Raw genomic sequence first — 23,338 nt, forward strand, 5'->3', positions numbered from 1 at the left:
TTACATGACGACACATATTCAACGCTCGGCCTTGCTGCCTTACCCGGCGCAGGCGCTGTATGACCTGGTCAACGATGTGGCGAGCTACCCGGAGTTCTTGCCGTGGTGCTCATCCGCCGAGGTGCTGGAAAGCTCCGAAACCCAGATGCGCGCCAGCCTCAACATTGCCAAGAGTGGCTTGAGCCAGCGCTTCGTCACGCGTAATACGCTGGTGCCGGGGCAGTCCATCGAAATGAACCTGGAAGAGGGGCCCTTCAATCAGCTCCACGGCGTCTGGGTGTTCAAGCCTTTGGGTGAAAAAGCCTGCAAGATCAGCCTGGACCTGTCGTTCGACTACGCCGGTCCGCTGGTGCGGGCGACGTTGGGGCCGCTGTTCAATCAAGCCGCCAATACGCTGGTTGACGCGTTCTGCCAGCGGGCCAAGCAGAATGCAGAGCTCAAGCGTTGATTGAGATAGAAGTGGTGTATGCCGCGGTGGACCGTCAGGTCCTGCGCACGTGCGTGGTGCAGGAAGGTACCAGTGTTCGCGCGGCACTGCTGGGCTCGGGGATTGCCGATGCATTCCCGGAGCTGGACCTGGCGACGTGCCCGGTGGGGATTTTTGGCAAGGTGGTTGCCGATCCGGCTAATCAAGTGGTGCAAGCGGCGGATCGATTGGAGATTTATCGACCGTTGTTGGCTGATCCGAAGGAAATTCGTCGCCTGCGCGCGGCCAAGGCTGCCCTTGCGCGACAATCGGAGCAATGACTTGGTCTGAATCGCAGGCAATAAAAAACCCGGCATGCCGGGTTTTTTCATGTCGCAATTTATTGCGGCGAGGTGTCCAGAGGCTCTGGTGTCGGGACCGGTACGGTCTCGACTTTGTCCACGTCCTTCTGGATCTGGTCCAGCAACGAACCTGGCTTGGCCGGTTTTTCCGGTTTCGGCTGTTCGGCATTCTGGGTCGGATCGGTCACGGTGGTGCCGCTTTCCTTGCCCATGATGGCCTCGTCGCGGCTCACCCCAGGCATGAAGTCGCCCGACAAGCTGACAAGTTGGTCGTCAGGGTTGAAGATAACGCTGATGCGTTCCTGTTGGCGCTCACCGCCACCTGGCTGCAAGCTGTACAGATAATCCCAGCGATCGGCATGGAACGTGTCGGTCAGCAGAGGGTTACCCATGATAAACCGTACTTGCCGGCGGGTCATTCCCGGGCGTAACTGGTCTATCATGTCCTGCGTGACGACATTGCCCTGCTGGATGTCGATTTTGTAAACCCCGGGGAATGAACAACCGGCGAGTGCGAGCAGTCCCACAAAGGTGAAACTGGTTAGCAAGAGCTTGGTGTTTTGCATCGGTGGGCGACTTCCACTATCTTGGCTGGGACAACGTAAACGCCGATCATACCCGCATTAAGAGAAGCTGCGAAGCAGCATCGCGAGAAAGCTGACCATGGTTGAAAATAGCGAACTACGCAAAGCCGGCCTCAAAGTGACCCTGCCACGGGTCAAGATTCTACAAATGCTCGATTCCGCAGAGCAGCGCCACATGAGTGCCGAGGATGTCTACAAGGCGCTTATGGAGGCTGGCGAGGACGTCGGTCTGGCCACGGTTTACCGTGTTCTGACCCAGTTCGAGGCAGCTGGCCTTGTGGTGCGACACAACTTCGACGGAGGCCATGCGGTCTTCGAACTGGACGATGGCAAGCATCACGACCATATGGTCAACGTCGAGACCAGTGAAGTCATCGAATTCTTCGACGAAGAAATCGAGCGGCTGCAGAAAGCAATCGTCGAGAAGTACGGTTTCGAGATGGTTGATCACAATCTTGTACTGTACGTACGCAAGAAAAAGTAAGCATGTCGCGCGGATTTAAGGTTCGCGAAACGAACGAAGGCGACCCCAGGGTCGCCTTCGTGCTTTCTGTCGCTCTCAGATTTTTGCAGTAACGACCATTTTTTTCGCGTGGGCCAGGGATTCCTTGGTGAGGTCGATACCCCCGAGCATTCGCGCCACTTCTTCCACCCGCTCGTTTTTGTTGAGCTTGGACACGGCGGTGCGAGTCGCGTCCTCGCCACGCACTTTGTGCACGAATAAGTGCTGGTGTCCCTGGGCGGCGACCTGGGGCAGGTGAGTGACGGTCAGCACCTGGCCGCGTTCCCCTAGTCGGCGCAGCAACTGGCCGACAATTTCCGCGGTTGGGCCACCGATGCCCACGTCCACTTCGTCGAATACCAGTGTTGGCACCCGAGAGGTTTGCGCGGTGATGACCTGGATGGCCAGGCTGATTCGCGACAACTCACCGCCGGAGGCGACTTTGGCCAGGCCCTTGAGCGGTTGTCCGGGGTTGGCGCTGACCAGCAGTTCCACCTGTTCCAGCCCATTGGGTTGGAGCTCGTCACCGGCGTTGGGGCGCAATTCGATGGTGAAGCGTCCGCCCGGCATGCCCAGGCGCTGGATCTCCTGCTCCACGGCACTGGCCAGCCCTGTCGCGGCCTGGCGCCGCAGTTCACTGAGTTCCTTGGCCTTTTCCTGGTAATGACGGGCATAAGAAGCCAGTTCGTCCCCCAGGCGCTCGATGGATTCATCGTTGGCGTTCAGGGTTTCCAGCTCTTCCAGCAGGCGCTGTTGGAGTTCGGCAACGTCGGTTGGCTGGATGCGGTGCTTGCGCGCCAGTGTATAGATGGTGTCCAGGCGCTCTTCCAGGTACTGCAGGCGGGCCGGGTCGGCATCGAAATGATCAAGGAAGCGGTTCAGTTCCCCAACGGCCTCCTCGACCTGGATCTGCGCGCTCGTCAGCAGGTTGGTCGCTTCGTTCAGGGCGCCCACCGAATTGTTCACGCTGGAGAGGCGGTTCAGGCTGGCTGTCAGGGCATTGAGCACATTGCCCGAATCGCTCTCGCTGCATTGTTCGACCACCTGTCGGCAGATGCCCAGCAGGGTTTCGGCGTTGGTCAGGTTCTTGTGTTCCTGTTCCAGTTCTTCCAGTTCATTTTCACCCAGGGACAGGTTCTCCAGTTCTTCGAGCTGGTAGCTCAATAGCTGGTGACGGGCACGCTGTTCGTCGCCGGAGTTGGAAAGGCGATCGAGCTCCTGTCGGGTCTGGCGCCAGCGTTGGGCGGCCAGTTGGACTTGCCGGGCCAGGTCGGTGGCGCCGGCGTACTCATCCAGCAGGCGACGATGGGTATCGGTCTTGAGCAGGGATTGGTGTTCATGCTGGCTGTGGATGTCGATCAACAGTTCGCCGAGGGCTTTGAGATCGCCCAGGGGGCAGGGCGTGCCGTTGATGTAGCCTCGGGAGCGGCCTTCGGCGGTGATGACCCGGCGCAGGATGCACAGGCCGTCGGTGTCCAGGTCGCGTTCGGCCAGCCAGGCGCTGGCCTCGGGGATGTCGACCAGGTCGAACGTCGCCAGGATGTCGGCCTTGTCCGCTCCGGGGCGCACCACGCCGCTGTCGGCGCGGTCGCCCAGCGTCAGGCCCAGGGCGTCGAGCATGATCGACTTGCCCGCGCCGGTTTCACCGGTGATCACGCTCATGCCTCGATCGAGTTCGAGGTCGAGATGTTCGACGATGGCGTAGTTGTGTACGGACAGGTGCACCAGCATAAGGCCGCTCCCAGGCTTTAGGTCTGGTTATTTATACAGTGTTTTGTTTCGGCCTGACAATGCCCGCGCTTAGCTCGATTTGCTTGGGAAAGTGATTTTCTTAGCGCCGTGAGGAATGATTATGCAGCTGCTTTTTGTAAGGTTAATTCGTCAGTTGGCCCTTGAAGCTGGAAAACCCGGCCCCATATACCGGGGCAGAAGCGCGAGTCGAGCTCGCGGACGAAGTTGAAAGGAGAAATCTCTATGGCTGACGAACAGACGCAGGACACGCAAAATCTAGACGCCAATCAGGCTTCCCAGGATTCCGGTGAAGACCTGGCGGCACGTGTACAAGTGCTTGAGGAGCAGCTGGCCGGTGCGCAGGATCAGGCGTTGCGTGTAGCCGCCGACCTGCAGAATGTCCGCCGTCGCGCCGAGCAAGATGTAGAAAAGGCCCATAAATTCGCCCTGGAGCGTTTTGCCGGCGACCTGCTGCCGATTATCGACAGCCTGGAGCGCGGCCTGGAGTTGTCCAACCCGGACGACGAGAACATCCGTCCGATGCGTGAAGGCATCGAGCTGACCCTGAAAATGTTCCAGGACACCCTCAAGCGTTATCAGCTCGAAGCCCTTGATCCCCATGGCGAGCCCTTCAACGCCGAGCATCACCAGGCCATGGCGATGCAGGAAAGTGCCGACGTCGAGCCAAACAGTGTTCTGAAGGTTTTCCAGAAGGGCTATCTGCTTAATGGCCGTCTGCTGCGCCCGGCCATGGTCGTGGTCAGCAAGGCACCGGCACCGGTTTCGCCTTCTATTGATGAGCAGGCTTGAAATCGGGCGCAGCGGCCCCATCTATAAGTCAAGCGTTTAAGTGCTACCGCAGTTAGCCACCACTGCTGCGGCAACCAAATCCAAGTTCCGGGAGAGTTAACATGGGCAAGATTATCGGCATCGACCTGGGGACCACCAACTCGTGCGTCTCCGTGCTGGAAAACGGCAAGGCCAAGGTTATTGAGAACGCTGAAGGCGCGCGTACCACGCCGTCGATCATCGCGTACGCCAATGATGGCGAAATTCTGGTTGGCCAGTCGGCCAAGCGTCAGGCAGTGACCAATCCGCATAACACCCTGTACGCGGTGAAGCGTCTGATCGGTCGCAAGTTCGACGAAGAAGTCGTTCAGAAAGACATCAAGATGGTGCCTTACAAAATCGCCAAGGCTGACAACGGCGACGCCTGGGTTGAAGTGAACGGCCAGAAAATGGCACCGCCACAGATCTCGGCTGAAATCCTCAAGAAAATGAAGAAAACCGCCGAAGACTACCTCGGCGAAGCGGTGACCGAGGCGGTCATCACGGTTCCAGCCTATTTCAACGACAGCCAGCGCCAGGCGACCAAAGACGCCGGCCGCATCGCGGGCCTGGACGTAAAACGTATCATCAACGAACCGACCGCGGCCGCTCTGGCCTACGGTATGGACAAGGCCAAGGGCGACCACACCGTGATCGTCTACGACCTGGGTGGCGGTACCTTCGACGTCTCCGTGATCGAGATCGCTGAAGTCGACGGCGAGCACCAGTTCGAAGTACTGGCAACCAACGGTGACACGTTCCTCGGTGGTGAAGACTTCGACATCCGCCTGATCGACTACCTCGTCGACGAGTTCAAGAAAGAAAGCGGCATGAACCTCAAGGGTGACCCGCTGGCCATGCAGCGCCTGAAAGAAGCCGCTGAGAAAGCCAAGATCGAACTGTCCTCGAGCCAGTCGACCGACGTGAACCTGCCGTACATCACCGCAGACGCCACCGGTCCTAAGCACCTGAACGTAAAAATCTCCCGCGCCAAGCTCGAAGCGCTGGTGGAAGACCTGGTTCAGCGCACCATCGAACCTTGCCGTATCGCCATGAAAGACGCCGGTATCGACGTTGGTTCGATCAACGACGTGATCCTGGTGGGCGGCCAGACCCGTATGCCGCTGGTTCAGAAGCTGGTCACCGACTTCTTCGGCAAAGAAGCTCGCAAGGACGTGAACCCGGACGAAGCCGTTGCCATGGGCGCTGCCATCCAGGGCGCTGTTCTGGCCGGTGACGTGAAGGACGTTCTGCTGCTCGACGTCAGCCCGCTGACCCTGGGTATCGAAACCATGGGCGGCGTGATGACCGCGCTGATCGAGAAAAACACCACGATTCCTACCAAGAAATCCCAGGTGTTCTCGACGGCCGACGACAACCAGGGTGCCGTGACCATCCACGTGCTGCAGGGTGAGCGCAAGCAGGCTGCCCAGAACAAATCCCTGGGCAAGTTCGACCTGGCCGAGATTCCACCAGCGCCACGTGGCGTGCCACAAATCGAAGTGACCTTCGACATCGACGCCAACGGCATCCTGCACGTCGGCGCCAAAGACAAGGCCACTGGCAAGACTCAGTCGATCGTGATCAAGGCCAACTCCGGCCTGTCCGAGGAAGAAATTCAGCAGATGGTTCGCGATGCTGAAGTCAACGCCGAGGAAGACCGCAAGTTCGAAGAGCTGGCCAGCGCCCGTAACCAGGGCGATGCCTTGGTGCACTCGACCCGCAAGATGATCGCTGATGCTGGCGAGAAAGTGACCGCGGAAGAGAAAACCGCCATCGAAGCGGCCGTGGTTGCCCTGGAAGCCGCTGTGAAAGGCGACGACAAGGCGGCCATCGAGGCGAAGATCGAAGAGCTGTCCAAGGTCTCCGCGCCAGTGGCTCAGAAGATGTACGCCGAGCAGGCTCAGCCCGCTGAAGGCGCGGCTGCCCAGGGCGAATCGGCCGAAAAAGCCGACGACGTCGTGGATGCCGAGTTCGAAGAAGTGAAAGACCACAAGTAATCGCTTGTTGGTCGGCCGGTTGACTGCACTTGTGCGGTGGCTGGTAGGATGTCGCCGCGCGGGGGCTTGCTCCCGCGTTGGCGTGTCTGGAGCTAGGGAATTTTTACAGCATGCGACAGTGTTCGGATGTTGGCGGTGCGTTCGGGAATGCTCCTGCTTTCCGGCAATGAGCACTGCGTTTTGGCCGGGGCCCTGGCTGAAATATTTAAAGACCAGGATCGTTGAATTGACGTGAGTTGGGTCCGGGCCTGTATTGGGGCTCAACGAGTTTGGCAAGGTTCAGGAGAGGTTTGCCGGACGTCCTATAAGAGTGCAAAGACTAATGGCGAAGCGTGATTTTTACGAAGTATTGGGTGTCGAGCGGGGGGCCAGCGAGGCAGAGCTGAAAAAGGCCTACCGTCGCCTGGCGATGAAGCACCACCCGGACCGTAATCCCGGCGATAAAGCGTCGGAAGAGATGTTCAAGGAAGCCAACGAGGCTTACGAAGTTCTGTCCGATTCCAGCAAGCGCGCGGCCTACGACCAGTACGGGCATGCCGGTGTCGACCCAAGCATGGGCGGCGGCGGTGCCGGTTTCGGCGGCCAGAACTTCTCCGATATTTTCGGCGACGTGTTCAGCGATTTCTTCGGTGGCGGTCGCGGCGGTGCCCGTGGTGGCGCCCAGCGTGGCAGCGACTTGCGCTACACGTTGGAGCTGAACCTGGAAGAAGCGGTGCGCGGTACCACCGTCAATATCCGTGTGCCGACATTGGTCAACTGCAAGCCGTGTGATGGCTCGGGTGCAAAGAAGGGCTCCTCGCCCGTGACCTGCCCGACTTGCGGCGGCATCGGCCAGGTTCGGATGCAGCAGGGCTTCTTCTCGGTCCAGCAGACCTGCCCGCGTTGCCATGGTCAAGGCAAGATCATTTCCGACCCGTGCGATTCCTGCCATGGCGAAGGGCGTGTCGAAGAGTACAAGACGCTGTCGGTCAAAGTGCCGGCCGGTGTCGACACCGGTGACCGCATTCGCCTGTCCGGCGAAGGCGAAGCGGGTGCCCAGGGAGGCCCGACTGGCGACCTGTATGTGGTCATCAACGTGCGCGAGCATGCGATTTTCCAGCGCGACGGCAAGCACCTGTTCTGCGAAGTGCCAATCAGCTTCGTCGATGCGGCCTTGGGTGGCGAGCTCGAGATCCCGACCCTCGACGGTCGCGTCAAGCTGAAAATTCCCGAGGGCACGCAGACCGGCAAACAGTTCCGGATTCGTGGCAAAGGCGTCGCGCCAGTGCGTGGCGGTGGTGCGGGCGACCTGATGTGCCGTGTTGCAGTGGAGACACCGGTCAACCTGAGTCGGCGTCAGCGTGAACTCTTGGAAGAGTTCCGCAGCACGCTGGCGGATGACAACAGTCACTCCCCGAAAACCACCGGTTGGTTCGAAGGCGTGAAGCGCTTCTTCGGCGACCTGTAAGGAGTTCGCATGCGACGTATAGCTGTGATGGGCGCTGCGGGGCGCATGGGCAAGGCGTTGGTCGAAGCGGTGCAGCAGCGCTCGCCGCTCTCGGGCCTGACAGCGGCCATCGTGCGGCCCGACAGTACGCTGGTGGGTGCCGATGCTGGCGAGCTGGCTTCACTGGGGCGTATCGGCGTGCCGATGTCCGGCGGCCTGGAGAAGGTGCTGGACGAGTTCGATGTACTGATCGACTTCACCCTGCCGGACGTGATGCTGAAAAACCTCGCGATCTGCCGCAAGCATGGCAAGGCCATGGTGATTGGCACCACGGGGCTGGATGCTGCGCAGAAGCAACTGCTGGCCGAGGCGGGCAACGACATCGCAATCGTGTTCGCGGCGAACTTCAGCGTGGGTGTGAACCTGTCGCTGAAGCTGCTGGACATGGCGGCCCGGGTCTTGGGTGACGATGCCGATATCGAAATCATCGAGGCGCATCACCGGCACAAGATCGACGCGCCTTCGGGAACGGCCTTGCGCATGGGTGAAGTGATTGCCGATGCGCTGGGGCGTGATCTGCAGAAAGTCGCCGTGTATGGGCGTGAAGGGCATACCGGTGCCCGTGAGCGCGATACCATCGGTTTCGCCACTGTGCGCGGTGGTGATGTGGTAGGTGATCACACGGTGTTGTTCGCCACTGAAGGCGAGCGCCTGGAGATTACCCACAAGGCCTCCAGCCGGATGACCTTCGCCAAGGGTGCCGTGCGTGCCGCGTTGTGGCTGGACGGCCGCGAGCCTGGTTTGTACGACATGCAGGACGTTCTCGACCTGCGTTGATGTCATTGAAGGCGGGGTTCAGGTTATACTGCGCCCCGTTTTACACCGCTTCGCGACGGCCTGTCGCATTCCCCTGCCTTTAAGGCTCATTAGCGGTGGACCAAAAAAGCCTTTTTCTGTAAGCTACAGCTTTAGTGTGTCCACTAAAAGCGCGCAGAATAATTCAGTGAACAAGCGGGGTGACGTGTCCATACGTCACTCCGCTTTTTTACAACCTGCGATCGCCCTTTCAGGCTTTATTTACGGGAGGTCTTCTTGACTAAGCCAGCCATACTCGCCCTTGCTGATGGCAGCATTTTTCGCGGCGAAGCCATTGGAGCCGACGGTCAGACCGTTGGTGAGGTGGTGTTTAACACCGCAATGACCGGCTATCAGGAAATTCTTACCGATCCTTCCTACGCCCAGCAAATCGTTACCCTGACTTACCCGCACATCGGCAACACCGGCACCACGCCGGAAGACGCCGAGTCCGATCGTGTCTGGTCCGCCGGCCTGGTCATCCGTGACTTGCCGCTGGTAGCGAGCAACTGGCGTAACACGATGTCCCTGTCCGATTACCTGAAAGCCAACAACGTCGTGGCGATCGCCGGTATCGACACGCGCCGCCTGACCCGCATCCTTCGGGAAAAAGGCGCGCAGAACGGCTGCATCATGGCCGGCGACAACATTTCCGAAGAAGCCGCCATTGCCGCTGCCCAGGGCTTCCCTGGCCTCAAGGGCATGGACCTGGCGAAAGTCGTCAGCACCCAGAAACAATACGAATGGCGCTCCACGGTCTGGGACCTGAAGACCGACAGTCACGCGACGATCGAGGCTTCCGAACTGCCCTACCACGTGGTGGCGTACGACTACGGCGTCAAGCTGAACATCCTGCGCATGCTGGTCGAGCGTGGCTGCCGCGTCACCGTGGTACCGGCCCAGACCCCGGCCGCCGATGTCCTGGCCCTCAAGCCCGACGGCGTGTTCCTGTCTAACGGCCCGGGTGACCCGGAGCCTTGCGACTACGCGATCCAGGCGATCAAGGACGTGCTGGAAACCGAGATCCCGGTGTTCGGTATCTGCCTCGGTCACCAGTTGCTGGCCCTCGCTTCGGGCGCCAAGACCTTGAAAATGGGCCACGGCCACCACGGTGCCAACCACCCGGTGCAGGACCTGGATACCGGCGTGGTGATGATCACCAGCCAGAACCACGGTTTTGCGGTGGATGAGGCGACCCTGCCGGCCAACGTGCGTGCGATTCACAAGTCGCTGTTCGACGGCACGCTGCAAGGTATCGAGCGTACCGACAAGAGCGCGTTCAGCTTCCAGGGCCACCCTGAAGCGAGCCCGGGCCCGAACGATGTGGCGCCGCTGTTCGATCGCTTCATCAACGAGATGGCCAAGCGACGCTGACCGCGTGAAGCCCGAGGGCGGCCCCGAGTACGGCGGCCCCTTCGGGCGCTTCAAAGATTGTTCGACGGCCTAGCCGACTGACCTGCGGATTTGAGTGACAAACCCATGCCAAAACGTACAGACATAAAAAGCATCCTGATTCTCGGCGCTGGCCCGATCGTGATCGGCCAGGCCTGCGAATTCGACTACTCCGGCGCCCAGGCCTGTAAAGCCCTGCGCGAAGAGGGCTACCGCGTCATCCTGGTGAACTCCAACCCGGCCACCATCATGACCGACCCGGCCATGGCCGACGCCACCTACATCGAGCCGATCAAGTGGCAGACCGTTGCCAAGATCATCGAGAAGGAGCGCCCGGACGCGCTGCTGCCGACCATGGGCGGCCAGACCGCGCTCAACTGCGCCCTGGACCTGGAGCGCGAAGGCGTCCTGGAGAAGTTCGGTGTGGAAATGATCGGCGCCAACGCCGACACCATCGACAAGGCCGAAGACCGTTCGCGCTTCGACAAGGCGATGAAATCCATCGGCCTGGACTGCCCGCGCTCGGGCATCGCCCATAGCATGGAAGAGGCCAACGCCGTCCTGGAACGCCTTGGCTTCCCGTGCATCATCCGTCCGTCCTTCACCATGGGCGGTACCGGTGGTGGCATCGCCTACAACCGTGAAGAATTCGAAGAAATCTGCGCCCGTGGTCTCGACTTGTCGCCGACCAAGGAACTGCTGATCGACGAATCCCTGATCGGCTGGAAAGAATACGAAATGGAAGTTGTCCGCGACAAAAAGGACAACTGCATCATCGTCTGCTCCATCGAGAACTTCGACCCGATGGGCGTGCACACCGGCGACTCGATCACCGTCGCACCGGCCCAGACCCTGACCGACAAGGAATACCAGATCCTGCGTAACGCCTCCCTGGCGGTACTGCGCGAGATCGGCGTGGAAACCGGCGGCTCCAACGTCCAGTTCGGCATCTGCCCGAACACCGGTCGCATGGTGGTCATCGAGATGAACCCGCGGGTCTCCCGTTCGTCGGCCCTGGCGTCCAAGGCCACCGGTTTCCCGATTGCCAAGGTCGCGGCCAAGCTCGCCGTGGGCTACACCTTGGACGAACTGTCGAACGACATCACCGGTGGCAAGACCCCGGCGTCCTTCGAACCGTCCATCGACTACGTCGTGACCAAGCTGCCACGCTTCGCCTTCGAGAAGTTCGCCAAGGCCGATGCCCGCCTGACGACTCAAATGAAGTCGGTCGGTGAAGTCATGGCCATCGGCCGGACCTTCCAGGAATCCTTGCAGAAAGCCCTTCGCGGCCTGGAAGTGGGCGTTTGCGGTCTTGATCCGAAGCTGGACCTGGCCGACCCGGAAAGCATGAGCGTGCTCAAGCGCGAGCTGACCGTGCCGGGCGCCGAGCGTATCTGGTACGTGGCCGATGCCTTCCGCGCCGGCATGACCGTCGAGCAGATCTTCGGCATGAACATGATCGACCCTTGGTTCCTGGTGCAGATCGAAGATCTGATCAAGGAAGAAGAGAAGGTCAAGACCCTGGGCATGTCCAGCATCGACCGCGACACCATGTTCCGCCTCAAGCGCAAAGGCTTCTCAGACATGCGCCTGGCCAAGTTGCTGGGTGTGACCGAGAAGAGCCTGCGCGCGCATCGCCACAAGCTGGAAGTGTTCCCGGTCTACAAGCGCGTCGACACCTGCGCGGCCGAGTTCGCCACCGATACCGCCTACCTGTACTCCACGTACGAAGAAGAGTGCGAAGCCGCACCATCGACCCGGGACAAGATCATGATCCTGGGGGGCGGTCCTAACCGGATCGGCCAGGGCATCGAGTTCGACTACTGCTGCGTACACGCGGCACTGGCCCTGCGCGACGACGGTTACGAGACCATCATGGTCAACTGCAACCCGGAAACCGTGTCCACCGACTACGACACCTCCGATCGCCTGTACTTCGAGCCAGTGACCCTGGAAGACGTGCTGGAAATCGTCCGCGTCGAGAAGCCAAAAGGCGTGATCGTCCAGTACGGCGGCCAGACCCCGCTGAAGCTGGCCCGTGCCCTGGAAGCCGCCGGCGTGCCGATCATCGGTACCAGCCCGGATGCGATCGATCGCGCCGAAGATCGTGAGCGCTTCCAGCAGATGGTCGAGCGCCTGAACTTGCGTCAGCCGCCAAACGCCACCGTGCGCAGCGAAGACGAAGCGATTCGTGCCGCCGCCAAGATCGGTTACCCGCTGGTGGTGCGTCCGTCCTATGTACTGGGCGGCCGTGCGATGGAAATCGTCTATCAGGAAGACGAACTCAAGCGCTACCTGCGCGAAGCGGTCCAGGTCTCCAATGACAGCCCCGTGCTGCTGGACCACTTCCTCAACTGCGCCATCGAAATGGACGTGGACGCGGTCAGCGACGGCAAGGACGTGGTGATCGGCGCGATCATGCAGCACATCGAGCAGGCCGGTGTTCACTCCGGTGACTCCGCCTGTTCGCTGCCGCCTTACTCGTTGCCAGCGCACATCCAGGACGAGATGCGTGAGCAGGTCAAGAAAATGGCCCTGGAGCTGGGCGTCGTCGGCCTGATGAACGTGCAACTGGCCCTGCAGGGCGAAGATATCTACGTCATCGAAGTCAACCCGCGCGCTTCCCGGACCGTGCCGTTCGTCTCCAAGTGCATCGGTGTTTCCCTGGCGATGATCGCGGCGCGAGTCATGGCCGGCAAGACCCTGAAAGAGCTGAACTTCACCAAAGAAATCATTCCGAATTTCTACAGCGTGAAAGAGGCGGTGTTCCCGTTCGCCAAGTTCCCAGGCGTGGATCCGATCCTCGGCCCGGAAATGAAGTCCACCGGTGAAGTGATGGGCGTGGGCGATACCTTCGGTGAGGCGTTTGCCAAGGCCCAGATGGGCGCCAGCGAGGTGTTGCCGACTGGTGGCACGGCGTTTATCAGCGTGCGTGATGACGACAAGCCACTGGTTGCAGGCGTAGCCCGCGATCTGATCAACTTGGGCTTCGAAGTGGTCGCCACTGCCGGTACTGCCAGGCTGATCGAAGCCGCAGGCCTGAAAGTGCGCCGCGTGAACAAGGTGACCGAGGGGCGTCCGCACGTGGTCGACATGATCAAGAATGACGAAGTCACGCTGATCATCAACACCACCGAAGGTCGTCAATCGATCGCTGACTCCTACTCCATTCGTCGCAATGCGCTGCAGCACAAGATCTACTGCACCACGACCATTGCGGCAGGCGAAGCGATCTGCGAAGCGCTCAAGTTCGGTCCCGAGAAGACCGTGCGTCGCTTGCAGGATCTACATGCAGGATTGAAGGCATGAGCATAACCAAGTACCCGATGACTGTTCAGGGCGCGAAGGCCCTGGAAGAAGAACACGCTTTCCTGACCAAGGTCGAGCGCCCGCGCTTGAGCCAGGCTATTGGTGAAGCGCGTGAGCTGGGCGATCTCAAGGAAAACGCCGAATACCACGCTGCCCGAGAGGAGCAGGGGATGGTCGAGGCGCGTGTCCGTGACATCGAAGGCCGCATGCAGAATGCGGTGATCATCGATGTCACGACGATTCCACATACCGGCAAAGTGATTTTCGGCACCACGGTGGAAATCGCCAACGTCGAGACTGATGAAAGCGTGACTTACCAGATCGTTGGCGAGGACGAGGCAGACATCAAGCTCGGCAAGATTTCCGTTGGTTCACCCATTGCTCGCGCCTTGATTGCCAAGGAAGAGGGCGATGTGGTGGCGGTGAAGACACCGGGTGGTGTCATCGAGTATGAGATTGTCGAAGTCCGTCACATCTGAACGAAGGCGCCCGCTGCGAGCGGGCGCCATGATCTGGCAGCTCACCCAGATGTTGTGGGTGGGCGGCGTCTGGTTGCTGCACATCGGTTTGCTGCCGGTGCTGGGTCGAGTGGGCCTGGCACCGCTGCTCATTGATGAGATCGCAGGCATGCTGACGGCGCTGCTGGTGGGTTTTTCCGCGGCGTGCGTGATGTTTCAGGCGTTGGTGCTGGTTCAGGTCGAAGGCCTTGCCAGTCTATGGCGCGACATTCGTGGGCAATTGCTGCTCATGTCGTTGTATGCGTGCGGGATGTTCTTTGCCGTGCATCTCGGCTGGCCGGATGCGAGCCAGTGGCAGGTATTCAGTTACCTGGTGCTGGGTTTTTCCGGTCTGGTACTGGTCTTGCAGCCGGTTCCGGGGTGGAGCGGCAGGGTGTGCGAAGCACACCCTTGACCCTTTGGCATCACTTGAAGCGGTGAACGTTCGACAGTTGCTTGTTGACGCTGAAATTCTTGCGATAAATCAGCGCCATCTTGCCGATGACCTGCACCAGGTCTGCCTTGCCGGTCTTGCACAGTTCGGCAACGGCAGCCAGGCGGGCTTCGCGATCGAGGATGTTGAGCTTGATCTTGATCAGCTCGTGATCGCCCAGGGCGCGCTCCAGTTCGGCGAGTACACCTTCAGTCAAACCGTTGTCAGCCACAGTCAAAACCGGTTTCAGATGGTGGCCAATGGATTTGTATTGTTTCTTCTGCTCTTGAGTGAGCGGCATAATCTGACCCCTGCGTCTGATCTTGTAAAAAGCGGCGGCCAGTTTACCCGAGCAAGTCCGGGACCGCCCACTTAATCACGACCCGTTTTATTTTTAGAGGTGGCCCGTGGCCCGTTCCAAGACTAGCCAGAACTGGCTCAGAGAGCATTTCAACGATCCGTACGTCAAAATGGCGCAAAAAGACGGCTATCGCTCTCGTGCCAGCTATAAATTGCTGGAGATCCAGGAAAAGGATCGCCTGATTCGTCCAGGCATGACCGTGATCGACCTCGGCGCGGCGCCGGGCGGCTGGTCCCAGGTTACCAGTCGTCTGATTGGTGGTCAGGGCCGCTTGATCGCTTCCGACATCCTGGAAATGGACAGCATCCCTGATGTGACCTTTATCCAGGGCGATTTCACGGAAGACGCGGTACTGGCGAAAATCCTGGAAGCCGTCGGAAATACGCAAGTTGACCTTGTGATTTCCGATATGGCCCCCAATATGAGTGGATTAGCGGCTGTCGACATGCCTCGTGCCATGTTCCTCAGCGAGCTGGCCCTGGATCTTGCCGGGCGGGTTCTGCGTCCAGGCGGTGATTTTCTGATCAAGGTCTTCCAGGGTGAAGGCTTCGACGAGTACCACAAGGGCATCCGCAAGTTGTTCGACAAGGTGCAGATGCGCAAGCCATTGTCGTCCCGTGACCGTTCTCGCGAGCAGTATCTGCTGGCGCGGGGTTTTCGCGGTGTCGAAGGCGCGGCCAGTGATGAGCGTCTTTGAGCAGGGCGATAGTTTTTTTTGTCTCGCATTGAAAAAGCCGCGTAACCAAAATTATGCGGTCAAAGTTTCACAAAGGGTTACAGACGGCGCCTGCCAGAGTCGTAGGTAATGTAGTAAGTTAGGCCGGTGAATATCATGCGAAGCGCGCGCCAGTAGCGGAGCTTGCTTCAGAGGGTAGTTAATTGAACGATATGGCAAAGAATCTGATCCTGTGGTTGATCATCGCCGCTGTCCTGGTGACCGTGATGAACAACTTCTCCAGCCCTAACGAGCCGCAGACCCTCAACTATTCCGACTTCATCCAGCAGGTCAAGGATGGCAAGGTCGAGCGCGTAGCCGTTGATGGCTATGTGATTACCGGCAAGCGCACCGACGGCGACAGTTTCAAGACCATTCGTCCGGCAATCCAGGACAATGGCCTGATTGGCGACCTGGTGGACAACCATGTCGTGGTCGAAGGCAAGCAGCCTGAACAGCAAAGCATCTGGACCCAGCTCCTGGTGGCCAGCTTCCCGATCCTGGTGATCATCGCCGTGTTCATGTTCTTCATGCGGCAGATGCAGGGCGGTGGCGGTGGCAAAGGCGGGCCGATGAGCTTTGGCAAGAGCAAGGCCCGGCTACTTTCCGAAGACCAGGTGAAAACCACCCTGGCCGACGTCGCAGGCTGCGACGAAGCCAAGGAAGAAGTAGGCGAACTGGTCGAGTTCCTGCGCGATCCGGGCAAGTTCCAGCGCCTGGGCGGTCGTATTCCACGCGGCGTGCTGATGGTCGGCCCTCCAGGTACCGGTAAAACCTTGCTGGCCAAGGCGATTGCCGGTGAAGCCAAGGTGCCGTTCTTCACGATTTCCGGTTCCGACTTCGTTGAGATGTTCGTCGGCGTGGGCGCCAGTCGTGTTCGCGACATGTTCGAACAGGCCAAGAAGCACGCGCCTTGCATCATCTTCATCGACGAAATCGACGCCGTTGGTCGCCATCGTGGCGCCGGCATGGGTGGCGGTCACGACGAGCGCGAACAGACCCTCAACCAGTTGCTGGTCGAGATGGACGGTTTCGAAATGAACGACGGCATCATCGTGATCGCCGCCACCAACCGTCCTGACGTGCTCGACCCTGCGCTGTTGCGTCCAGGTCGTTTCGACCGCCAGGTCGTGGTGGGGCTGCCGGATATTCGTGGTCGCGAGCAGATCCTCAAGGTCCATATGCGCAAGGTGCCGATGGGCGACGACGTCGCTCCGGCCGTCATCGCGCGTGGTACGCCGGGCTTTTCCGGTGCCGACCTGGCGAACCTGGTCAACGAAGCGTCGCTGTTCGCCGCTCGTACCGGCAAGCGCGTCGTGGAAATGAAGGAATTCGAACTGGCCAAGGACAAGATCATGATGGGCGCGGAGCGCAAATCCATGGTCATGTCGGAGAAAGAAAAGCAGAACACCGCGTATCACGAGGCGGGTCACGCGATCGTTGGTCGTGTCGTGCCCGAGCATGATCCGGTCTACAAGGTCTCGATCATCCCGCGCGGTCGCGCCCTGGGCGTGACGATGTTCCTGCCGGAAGAGGATCGCTACAGCCTGTCCAAGCGTGCATTGATCAGTCAGATCTGTTCGTTGTACGGCGGTCGTATCGCTGAAGAGATGACGTTGGGCTTCGACGGTGTGACCACCGGGGCATCCAACGACATCATGCGCGCCAGTCAGATCGCTCGGAACATGGTCACCAAGTGGGGCCTGTCCGAGAAGCTGGGGCCGCTGATGTACGCCGAAGAAGAAGGGGAAGTGTTCCTCGGTCGTGGTGGCGGTGGCCAGCATGCAAGCTTCTCCGGCGAAACGGCCAAGCTGATCGATTCCGAAGTGCGCAGCATCATCGACCAGTGCTACGGCACTGCCCGGCAGATCCTCACGGACAACCGTGACAAGCTCGATGCCATGGCCGATGCCCTGATGAAGTACGAAACCATCGATGCCGAGCAGATCGACGACATCATGGCGGGTCGCGAGCCTCGCGAGCCTCGTGACTGGTCGGGTGGTGGTACCGGTACTTCCGGTACACCTCCGGCGGTACAGGGTGAGCGTCCGGAAACACCGATTGGCGGTCCGGCCGCTGATGTCTAAGGCTTGAAATGACTTCTGTTCAGTCCTCGACCCGGTTGCCTTGCGGCAACCGGGTTCTTGATTTGGCCCATGCACATGTCATGGGCATTCTCAATGTCACGCCTGATTCCTTTTCCGATGGTGGTCGATTCAGCCAGCTCGATGCTGCGCTGCGGCATGCCGAGGCCATGGTGGCCGCTGGCGCGACACTGATCGATGTTGGGGGGGAATCGACCCGGCCGGGTGCGCGCGCGGTTTCGCCCATCGAAGAGCTGGAGCGGGTGGCGCCGATTGTCGAGCGCATCCATCGCGAACTCGATGTCATTATCTCGGTCGATACGTCCACGCCTGCGGTCATGCGCGAGACTGCGCGACTGGGGGCGGGCCTGATCAATGATGTTCGGTCCTTGCAACGCGATGGTGCCCTGGATGCCGCGGCGGCCACCGGTTTGCCGGTTTGCCTGATGCATATGCTCGGCGAACCGGGGACCATGCAGAACGACCCGCACTATGATGATGTGACCAGGGAGGTAGGTGAGTTCCTGGTGGCGCGTCTGGACCAATGTGCTGCCGTGGGCATTCCCGCCGAGCGGATCATCCTTGATCCCGGGTTCGGCTTTGCCAAGACATTGGCGCACAATCTGAGCCTGTTCAAACATATGGAAGCCTTGCACGCCCTGGGGCGGCCCCTGTTGGTTGGGGTCTCGCGAAAGAGCATGATAGGCAATGCCCTGGGGCGGCCGGTGGGAGAGCGCCTGTATGGTGGTCTCGCCCTTGCGGCCTTGGCCCTCGCCAAAGGTGCGCGCATATTGCGCGTGCACGATGTAGCCGAAACGATGGATGTCGTGCGGATGATCGCAGCTGTGGATTCAGCCGAATAAGAATGACGGAGCACTTATGAGCAAGAAATACTTTGGCACCGACGGTATTCGTGGTCGGGTCGGCGAATACCCTATTACCCCTGATTTCATGCTCAAGCTCGGCTGGGCGGCAGGCATGGCATTCCGCAAGATGGGCGCCTGCAAGGTGCTGGTCGGCAAGGACACGCGAATTTCCGGCTACATGTTCGAATCGGCGCTCGAGGCCGGCCTGACGTCGGCGGGCGCCGATGTGATGCTGCTGGGCCCGATGCCGACGCCGGCCATCGCCTACCTGACCCGTACGTTCCAGGCCCAGGCGGGCATCGTGATCAGTGCCTCGCACAACCCCCATGATGACAACGGCATCAAGTTCTTCTCCGGCCAGGGGACCAAGCTGCCGGATGACATCGAGCTGATGATCGAAGAATTGCTGGACGCGCCGATGACCGTGGTCGAGTCGAGCAAGATCGGCAAGGTGTCGCGGATCAACGATGCATCGGGTCGCTACATCGAGTTCTGCAAAGGCAGCGTGCCGACCGGTACCAGCTTTTCCGGCCTGAAAATTGTTGTCGATTGTGCTCATGGCGCCACCTATAAAGTCGCGCCGAGCGTGTTTCGCGAGCTGGGTGCCGACGTGGTGGTGCTTTCCGCCCAGCCCAATGGCCTGAACATCAACCACAACTGTGGTTCCACCCATACCGAGGCGTTGCAGGCGGCAGTGCTGGCCGAGCAGGCCGATCTCGGTATTGCCTTCGATGGCGACGGTGATCGGGTCCTGATGGTCGATCACACCGGTACGGTCGTCGATGGTGACGAACTGCTGTTCATTATTGCTCGTGACCTGCATGGGCGCGGCAAGCTGCAGGGCGGTGTGGTCGGTACCCTGATGAGCAACCTCGGGCTTGAGCTGGCCCTGGCGGACCTGGATATCCCGTTCGTGCGGGCCAATGTGGGCGACCGCTACGTGATTTCGGAGTTGCTGGAGCGTAACTGGGTGATCGGGGGCGAGAACTCCGGCCACATCGTGTGCTTCGACCATACCACCACCGGTGATGCGATCATTGCGGCCCTGCAGGTGCTGATGGCGCTCAAGGCGCGCAACGAAGGGCTCGCACAGTCGCGCCAGGCATTGCGTAAATGCCCGCAAGTGTTGATCAACGTACGTTTCGGTGGTGGTGTGAACCCTCTCGAACATGCGCAGGTCAAGCAGGCCAGCGAGCGCGTGACAGAGGCGATGGCGGGGCGTGGGCGCGTGTTGTTGCGCAAGTCCGGTACAGAGCCTTTGGTGCGTGTCATGGTCGAAGGCGAGGACGAAGCGCAAGTTCGCGGTTATGCCGAAGAGCTGGCAAAACTGGTTACTGAAGTTTCTGCCTGAATTCGGCTTGCCAGTCATGAATCGGTTGGGTAACATCTGCGCCCACTTTGACCGACGAGGTACAGCATGCGTCGCCCTATGGTAGCTGGTAACTGGAAGATGCACGGTACCCGCGCCAGCGTCGCTGAGCTGATCAATGGTCTTCGTCATCTGGCCTTGCCAAGCGGTGTTGATGTCGCGGTATTCCCGCCTTGCTTGTATATCAATCAGGTGATTGATGGCTTGAAAGGCAAGTCGATTTCGGTCGGCGCGCAGAACTCTGCGGTGGAATCCATGCAAGGTGCGTTGACCGGTGAGATTGCACCGAGTCAGTTGGTGGATGCAGGTTGCTCCCTGGTCCTGGTTGGACATTCCGAGCGTCGCCAGATCATGGGCGAGCAGGACAAGACCTTGATCCGCAAGTTTGCTGCAGCCCAGGCCTGTGGTCTGATTCCGGTGTTGTGCGTAGGGGAAACCCTCGCGCAGCGTGAAGCCGGCAAGACCCTTGAGGTTGTCGGGCGTCAGCTCGGCAGCATCATCGAAGACCTGGGTGTCGGTGCTTTTGCAAAGGCAGTCATTGCCTACGAGCCAGTCTGGGCCATTGGTACCGGGCTGACGGCTTCGCCGCAACAGGCGCAGGATGTGCACGCAGCCATCCGCGCGCAGTTGGCGGAAGAGAATTCTGAAGTGGCACGAGGTGTGCGGCTTCTATACGGCGGCAGCGTGAAGGCGGCCAATGCGGCCGAACTGTTCGGCATGCCGGATATCGATGGGGGGCTCATTGGTGGAGCGTCCCTGAATGCAGATGAGTTCGGTGCGATCTGTCGCGCCGCGGGAAACTGAAAAAATGCTGGAAACAGTCGTAGTCGTTTTTCATCTGCTGGGTGCACTGGGCGTAGTTGCTCTCGTATTGCTGCAGCAGGGTAAAGGTGCGGATGCTGGTGCGTCTTTCGGTGCAGGTGCTTCAAATACTGTGTTCGGAAGCCAAGGTTCCTCTACCTTTCTTAGTAAGTTTACTGCTATACTTGCCGCCGGTTTCTTCATGACCAGCTTAGGGTTAGGTTACTTTGCTAAAGAGAAAGCTCACGAGCTGACTCAAGTAGGTTTGCCAAACCCAGCGGTACTGGAAGCGCCTAAGCAACAACCGGCTTCTGATGATGTCCCGGTGCTTCAAGAGCAAAAGTCGGCCAACCCGGCGACTGACGTGCCTCCAGCTCAAGAGCAGAAGTAAGAAGGTTTCAAACGCTGTATTGCCGAGGTGGTGGAATTGGTAGACACGCAACCTTGAGGTGGTTGTGCCCATAGGGTGTAGGGGTTCGAGTCCCCTTCTCGGTACCAATTATCAGGAGAGCCCGCGATTGCGGGCTTTCTTGTAGGTGGAAGGGTTACATTGACCCTGTAAGGGATCGGTCGTATACTTCCGCCCCAGCTTTGTCGCGGGATGGAGCAGTCTGGTAGCTCGTCGGGCTCATAACCCGAAGGTCGTCGGTTCAAATCCGGCTCCCGCAACCAGTTTCAGGGGCCCCTTCCAAGGGGCTTTTTGTTAGCTGGACACTTTATAACGCCGCTATTCGACGGCGTTTCAGGGATGGGCGATTCGCCCATTTTTTTTTATTTGCACAGCATGCACAAACATGCACGAGGGGGTTCAGGTGTCGAGCAAGCTAGAACAGTTGCAGGCCTTGTTGGCCCCGGTGGTCGTGGCCCTTGGCTATGAATGCTGGGGTATTGAGTTTTCGGCTCAAGGTCGCCACTCACTGTTGCGCGTTTATATCGATAAGGAAGGCGGCGTGTTGGTGGACGATTGCGCCATCGTCAGCCGTCAGATCAGCGGTGTACTGGATGTCGAAGATCCAATCACCTCCGAATACACCCTTGAAGTTTCCTCGCCTGGCATGGAGCGCCCCCTGTTCACACTCGAACAGTTCGCTTTGTTTGCCGGTGAACAAGTGAAGATCAAGCTGCGCTCGCCTTTCGAGGGTCGACGCAACTTCCAAGGCCTTCTGCGCGGTGTAGAAGAGCAGGACGTCGTGGTGCAGGTAGATGACCATGAGTTCCTGTTGCCGATCGATATGATCGACAAGGCCAACATTATTCCCAGTTTTGACTGATACGTGCCAGATACTGCGGATCCCGCGGATCCAATGGCTTGCGAAAGGCGAGGCGTACGATGAGCAAAGAAGTACTGCTGGTTGTTGAGTCGGTATCCAATGAAAAGGGCGTACCGGCTAACGTTATTTTTGAAGCGCTGGAGCTGGCTCTGGCCACTGCTACCAAGAAGCGGTTCGAAGACGAAGTTGATTTGCGTGTGGAGATCAATCGCCACACGGGTGCCTACGAGACTTTCCGTCGCTGGACGGTCGTCGAGGAAGCCGACCTGGACGATCCGGCTATCGAAACCTGGCCGAGCAAGGTTGCGGAAACGCATCCGGGCGCCAAGGTGGGTGATGTCGTCGAAGAAAAAATCGAATCCATTGAGTTCGGTCGCATCGCTGCACAGACGGCCAAGCAGGTCATCGTGCAGAAAGTTCGCGAAGCCGAGCGTGCGCAAGTGGTCGACGCTTATCGCGAGCGCCTGGGGGAAATCATCTCCGGCACCGTGAAAAAAGTGACCCGCGACAACGTGATCGTCGACCTGGGCAACAACGCCGAAGCGTTGCTGGCTCGCGAAGACATCATCTCTCGCGAAACTTTCCGGGTTGGCGTGCGTTTGCGTGCGCTGCTCAAGGAAATCCGCACCGAGAACCGGGGCCCGCAGCTGATCCTGTCGCGTACAGCGCCGGAAATGCTGATCGAGTTGTTCCGCATCGAAGTGCCGGAAATTGCTGAAGGCCTGATCGAAGTCATGGCCGCCTCCCGTGATCCGGGTTCGCGTGCCAAGATCGCGGTCCGCTCCAAGGACAAGCGCATCGACCCGCAAGGTGCCTGCATCGGCATGCGTGGTTCGCGTGTCCAGGCCGTATCCGGCGAGTTGGGCGGCGAGCGCGTGGACATCGTCCTGTGGGACGACAACCCGGCTCAGTTCGTGATCAATGCCATGTCGCCTGCTGAAGTGGCGGCAATTATCGTCGACGAAGATGCCCACGCCATGGACATCGCCGTTGGCGCAGACAATCTGGCTCAGGCCATCGGTCGCGGTGGTCAGAACGTGCGTCTGGCCAGCCAATTGACTGGCTGGACCCTGAACGTGATGACCGAATCGGACATCCAGGCTAAACAGCAAGCTGAAACCGGCGACATCCTGCGCAACTTCATCGAAGAGCTTGAAGTCGATGAAGAGCTGGCGCAGGTGCTGGTGGATGAAGGCTTTACCAGCCTGGAAGAGATTGCCTACGTACCGGTGGAGGAAATGCTCAACATCGACGGCTTTGACGAGGAAATCGTCAACGAGCTTCGCGCTCGGGCCAAGGATCGTTTGTTGACCAAAGCCATCGCTACTGAGGAAAAGCTGGCAGACGCCCATCCGGCCGAAGACCTGCTCTCGCTTGAGGGCATGGACAAGGATTTGGCGATGGAACTGGCGGTGCGCGGCGTAATTACCCGCGAAGACCTGGCCGAGCAGTCTATTGACGATCTGCTCGACATCGACGGCATTGACGATGATCGTGCCGGCAAGTTGATCATGGCCGCCCGAGCCCACTGGTTCGAGTAATTAGG

At 59.5% G+C, this 23,338-nt stretch carries 22 protein-coding genes and 2 tRNA genes; 21 read left to right on the forward strand and 3 right to left on the reverse strand.

Annotated elements, in window-relative coordinates:
• Positions 1-4: 4 nt before the first annotated feature.
• Together BM317_RS15775 and BM317_RS15780 are read left to right on the forward strand one after the other, a co-directional pair.
• Positions 5-448, forward strand: a complete 444-nt coding sequence (locus tag BM317_RS15775; RefSeq protein ID WP_060739231.1) for a type II toxin-antitoxin system RatA family toxin — start codon at positions 5-7, stop codon at positions 446-448.
• Positions 445-747, forward strand: coding sequence for an RnfH family protein (locus tag BM317_RS15780; protein WP_092173262.1), 303 nt, complete (start codon positions 445-447; stop codon positions 745-747). Before BM317_RS15775 ends, BM317_RS15780 begins: the two co-directional genes overlap by 4 nt.
• Positions 748-806: 59 nt before the next feature.
• On the opposite strand, the gene BM317_RS15785 is transcribed toward BM317_RS15780, so the two are convergent.
• Positions 807-1,334: an outer membrane protein assembly factor BamE gene (locus tag BM317_RS15785; RefSeq protein WP_092475025.1), complete on the reverse strand. Its 528-nt coding sequence runs from the start codon at positions 1,332-1,334 to the stop codon at positions 807-809.
• 97 nt (positions 1,335-1,431) lie between these two features.
• Here BM317_RS15785 and fur point away from each other — a divergent pair, with 97 nt between their 5' ends.
• On the forward strand, positions 1,432-1,836 hold the full coding sequence (gene fur / locus BM317_RS15790; RefSeq protein WP_026013299.1) for a ferric iron uptake transcriptional regulator: 405 nt from the start codon (positions 1,432-1,434) through the stop codon (positions 1,834-1,836).
• Between the two features lie 75 nt (positions 1,837-1,911).
• Here fur and recN read toward each other — a convergent pair whose 3' ends face one another.
• Entirely contained in the window at positions 1,912-3,585 is a 1,674-nt protein-coding gene (recN, locus tag BM317_RS15795) for a DNA repair protein RecN (RefSeq protein ID WP_072411328.1), read from the reverse strand.
• A 243-nt stretch (positions 3,586-3,828) separates the two neighbouring features.
• Between recN and grpE the strand changes: the two genes are divergently transcribed.
• The 8 genes from grpE (at position 3,829) to BM317_RS15835 (ending at position 14,307) form a co-directional block, all read left to right on the forward strand.
• Positions 3,829-4,395 (forward strand): nucleotide exchange factor GrpE, encoded by a 567-nt coding sequence (gene grpE, locus BM317_RS15800; RefSeq protein ID WP_060739227.1) that lies wholly within the window; start codon positions 3,829-3,831, stop codon positions 4,393-4,395.
• 65 nt (positions 4,396-4,460) lie between these two features.
• Positions 4,461-6,413 carry a molecular chaperone DnaK gene (dnaK, locus tag BM317_RS15805; RefSeq protein ID WP_256211756.1) on the forward strand — a complete coding sequence of 651 codons (1,953 nt, stop codon included), beginning with the start codon at positions 4,461-4,463 and terminating at the stop codon, positions 6,411-6,413.
• Positions 6,414-6,735: 322 nt separating this feature from the next.
• Entirely contained in the window at positions 6,736-7,860 is a 1,125-nt protein-coding gene (gene dnaJ, locus BM317_RS15810) for a molecular chaperone DnaJ (protein ID WP_092173268.1), read from the forward strand.
• Between the two features lie 9 nt (positions 7,861-7,869).
• Positions 7,870-8,676: a 4-hydroxy-tetrahydrodipicolinate reductase gene (gene dapB, locus BM317_RS15815; protein WP_060739225.1), complete on the forward strand. Its 807-nt coding sequence runs from the start codon at positions 7,870-7,872 to the stop codon at positions 8,674-8,676.
• A gap of 255 nt (positions 8,677-8,931) precedes the next feature.
• Positions 8,932-10,068 carry a glutamine-hydrolyzing carbamoyl-phosphate synthase small subunit gene (carA, locus tag BM317_RS15820; RefSeq protein WP_053118343.1) on the forward strand — a complete coding sequence of 379 codons (1,137 nt, stop codon included), beginning with the start codon at positions 8,932-8,934 and terminating at the stop codon, positions 10,066-10,068.
• A gap of 105 nt (positions 10,069-10,173) precedes the next feature.
• Positions 10,174-13,395, forward strand: a complete 3,222-nt coding sequence (gene carB / locus BM317_RS15825; protein ID WP_063322988.1) for a carbamoyl-phosphate synthase large subunit — start codon at positions 10,174-10,176, stop codon at positions 13,393-13,395.
• Positions 13,396-13,397: 2 nt separating this feature from the next.
• Complete coding sequence (greA, locus tag BM317_RS15830; protein ID WP_030139783.1) at positions 13,398-13,874, forward strand: transcription elongation factor GreA; 477 nt, start codon at positions 13,398-13,400, stop codon at positions 13,872-13,874.
• A gap of 28 nt (positions 13,875-13,902) precedes the next feature.
• Positions 13,903-14,307 (forward strand): MFS transporter, encoded by a 405-nt coding sequence (locus BM317_RS15835; RefSeq protein WP_092475028.1) that lies wholly within the window; start codon positions 13,903-13,905, stop codon positions 14,305-14,307.
• Positions 14,308-14,317: 10 nt separating this feature from the next.
• Here BM317_RS15835 and BM317_RS15840 read toward each other — a convergent pair whose 3' ends face one another.
• On the reverse strand, positions 14,318-14,626 hold the full coding sequence (locus BM317_RS15840; RefSeq protein ID WP_003177852.1) for a YhbY family RNA-binding protein: 309 nt from the start codon (positions 14,624-14,626) through the stop codon (positions 14,318-14,320).
• Between the two features lie 106 nt (positions 14,627-14,732).
• Between BM317_RS15840 and rlmE the strand changes: the two genes are divergently transcribed.
• The 10 genes from rlmE to nusA all read left to right on the forward strand — a co-directional run bounded on the left by rlmE (position 14,733) and on the right by nusA (position 23,333).
• A complete protein-coding gene (gene rlmE, locus BM317_RS15845) occupies positions 14,733-15,383 on the forward strand; it encodes a 23S rRNA (uridine(2552)-2'-O)-methyltransferase RlmE (RefSeq protein WP_060739222.1) in 651 nt (216 codons plus the stop codon).
• A 191-nt stretch (positions 15,384-15,574) separates the two neighbouring features.
• Positions 15,575-17,488: an ATP-dependent zinc metalloprotease FtsH gene (gene ftsH / locus BM317_RS15850; protein ID WP_053118351.1), complete on the forward strand. Its 1,914-nt coding sequence runs from the start codon at positions 15,575-15,577 to the stop codon at positions 17,486-17,488.
• Between the two features lie 8 nt (positions 17,489-17,496).
• Positions 17,497-18,348 carry a dihydropteroate synthase gene (folP, locus tag BM317_RS15855; RefSeq protein WP_092173275.1) on the forward strand — a complete coding sequence of 284 codons (852 nt, stop codon included), beginning with the start codon at positions 17,497-17,499 and terminating at the stop codon, positions 18,346-18,348.
• A 16-nt stretch (positions 18,349-18,364) separates the two neighbouring features.
• The gene (gene glmM / locus BM317_RS15860) at positions 18,365-19,702 is read left to right on the forward strand and encodes a phosphoglucosamine mutase (protein ID WP_092475032.1); all 1,338 of its coding nucleotides are present in this window, start codon (positions 18,365-18,367) and stop codon (positions 19,700-19,702) included.
• 66 nt (positions 19,703-19,768) lie between these two features.
• Positions 19,769-20,524, forward strand: a complete 756-nt coding sequence (gene tpiA / locus BM317_RS15865) for a triose-phosphate isomerase (RefSeq protein ID WP_060739219.1) — start codon at positions 19,769-19,771, stop codon at positions 20,522-20,524.
• 4 nt (positions 20,525-20,528) lie between these two features.
• Complete coding sequence (gene secG / locus BM317_RS15870; protein WP_003197714.1) at positions 20,529-20,912, forward strand: preprotein translocase subunit SecG; 384 nt, start codon at positions 20,529-20,531, stop codon at positions 20,910-20,912.
• A gap of 21 nt (positions 20,913-20,933) precedes the next feature.
• Positions 20,934-21,019, forward strand: a tRNA-Leu gene (locus tag BM317_RS15875).
• Positions 21,020-21,116: 97 nt separating this feature from the next.
• Positions 21,117-21,193 (forward strand) — tRNA-Met (locus BM317_RS15880).
• Between the two features lie 140 nt (positions 21,194-21,333).
• A complete protein-coding gene (gene rimP, locus BM317_RS15885; protein WP_053118762.1) occupies positions 21,334-21,792 on the forward strand; it encodes a ribosome maturation factor RimP in 459 nt (152 codons plus the stop codon).
• Between the two features lie 59 nt (positions 21,793-21,851).
• Positions 21,852-23,333 (forward strand): transcription termination factor NusA, encoded by a 1,482-nt coding sequence (gene nusA / locus BM317_RS15890; protein ID WP_003177868.1) that lies wholly within the window; start codon positions 21,852-21,854, stop codon positions 23,331-23,333.
• Positions 23,334-23,338 lie beyond the last annotated feature (5 nt).

Source organism: Pseudomonas sp. NFACC24-1, from assembly GCF_900115235.1.
Classification (GTDB): domain Bacteria; phylum Pseudomonadota; class Gammaproteobacteria; order Pseudomonadales; family Pseudomonadaceae; genus Aquipseudomonas; species Aquipseudomonas fluorescens_AA.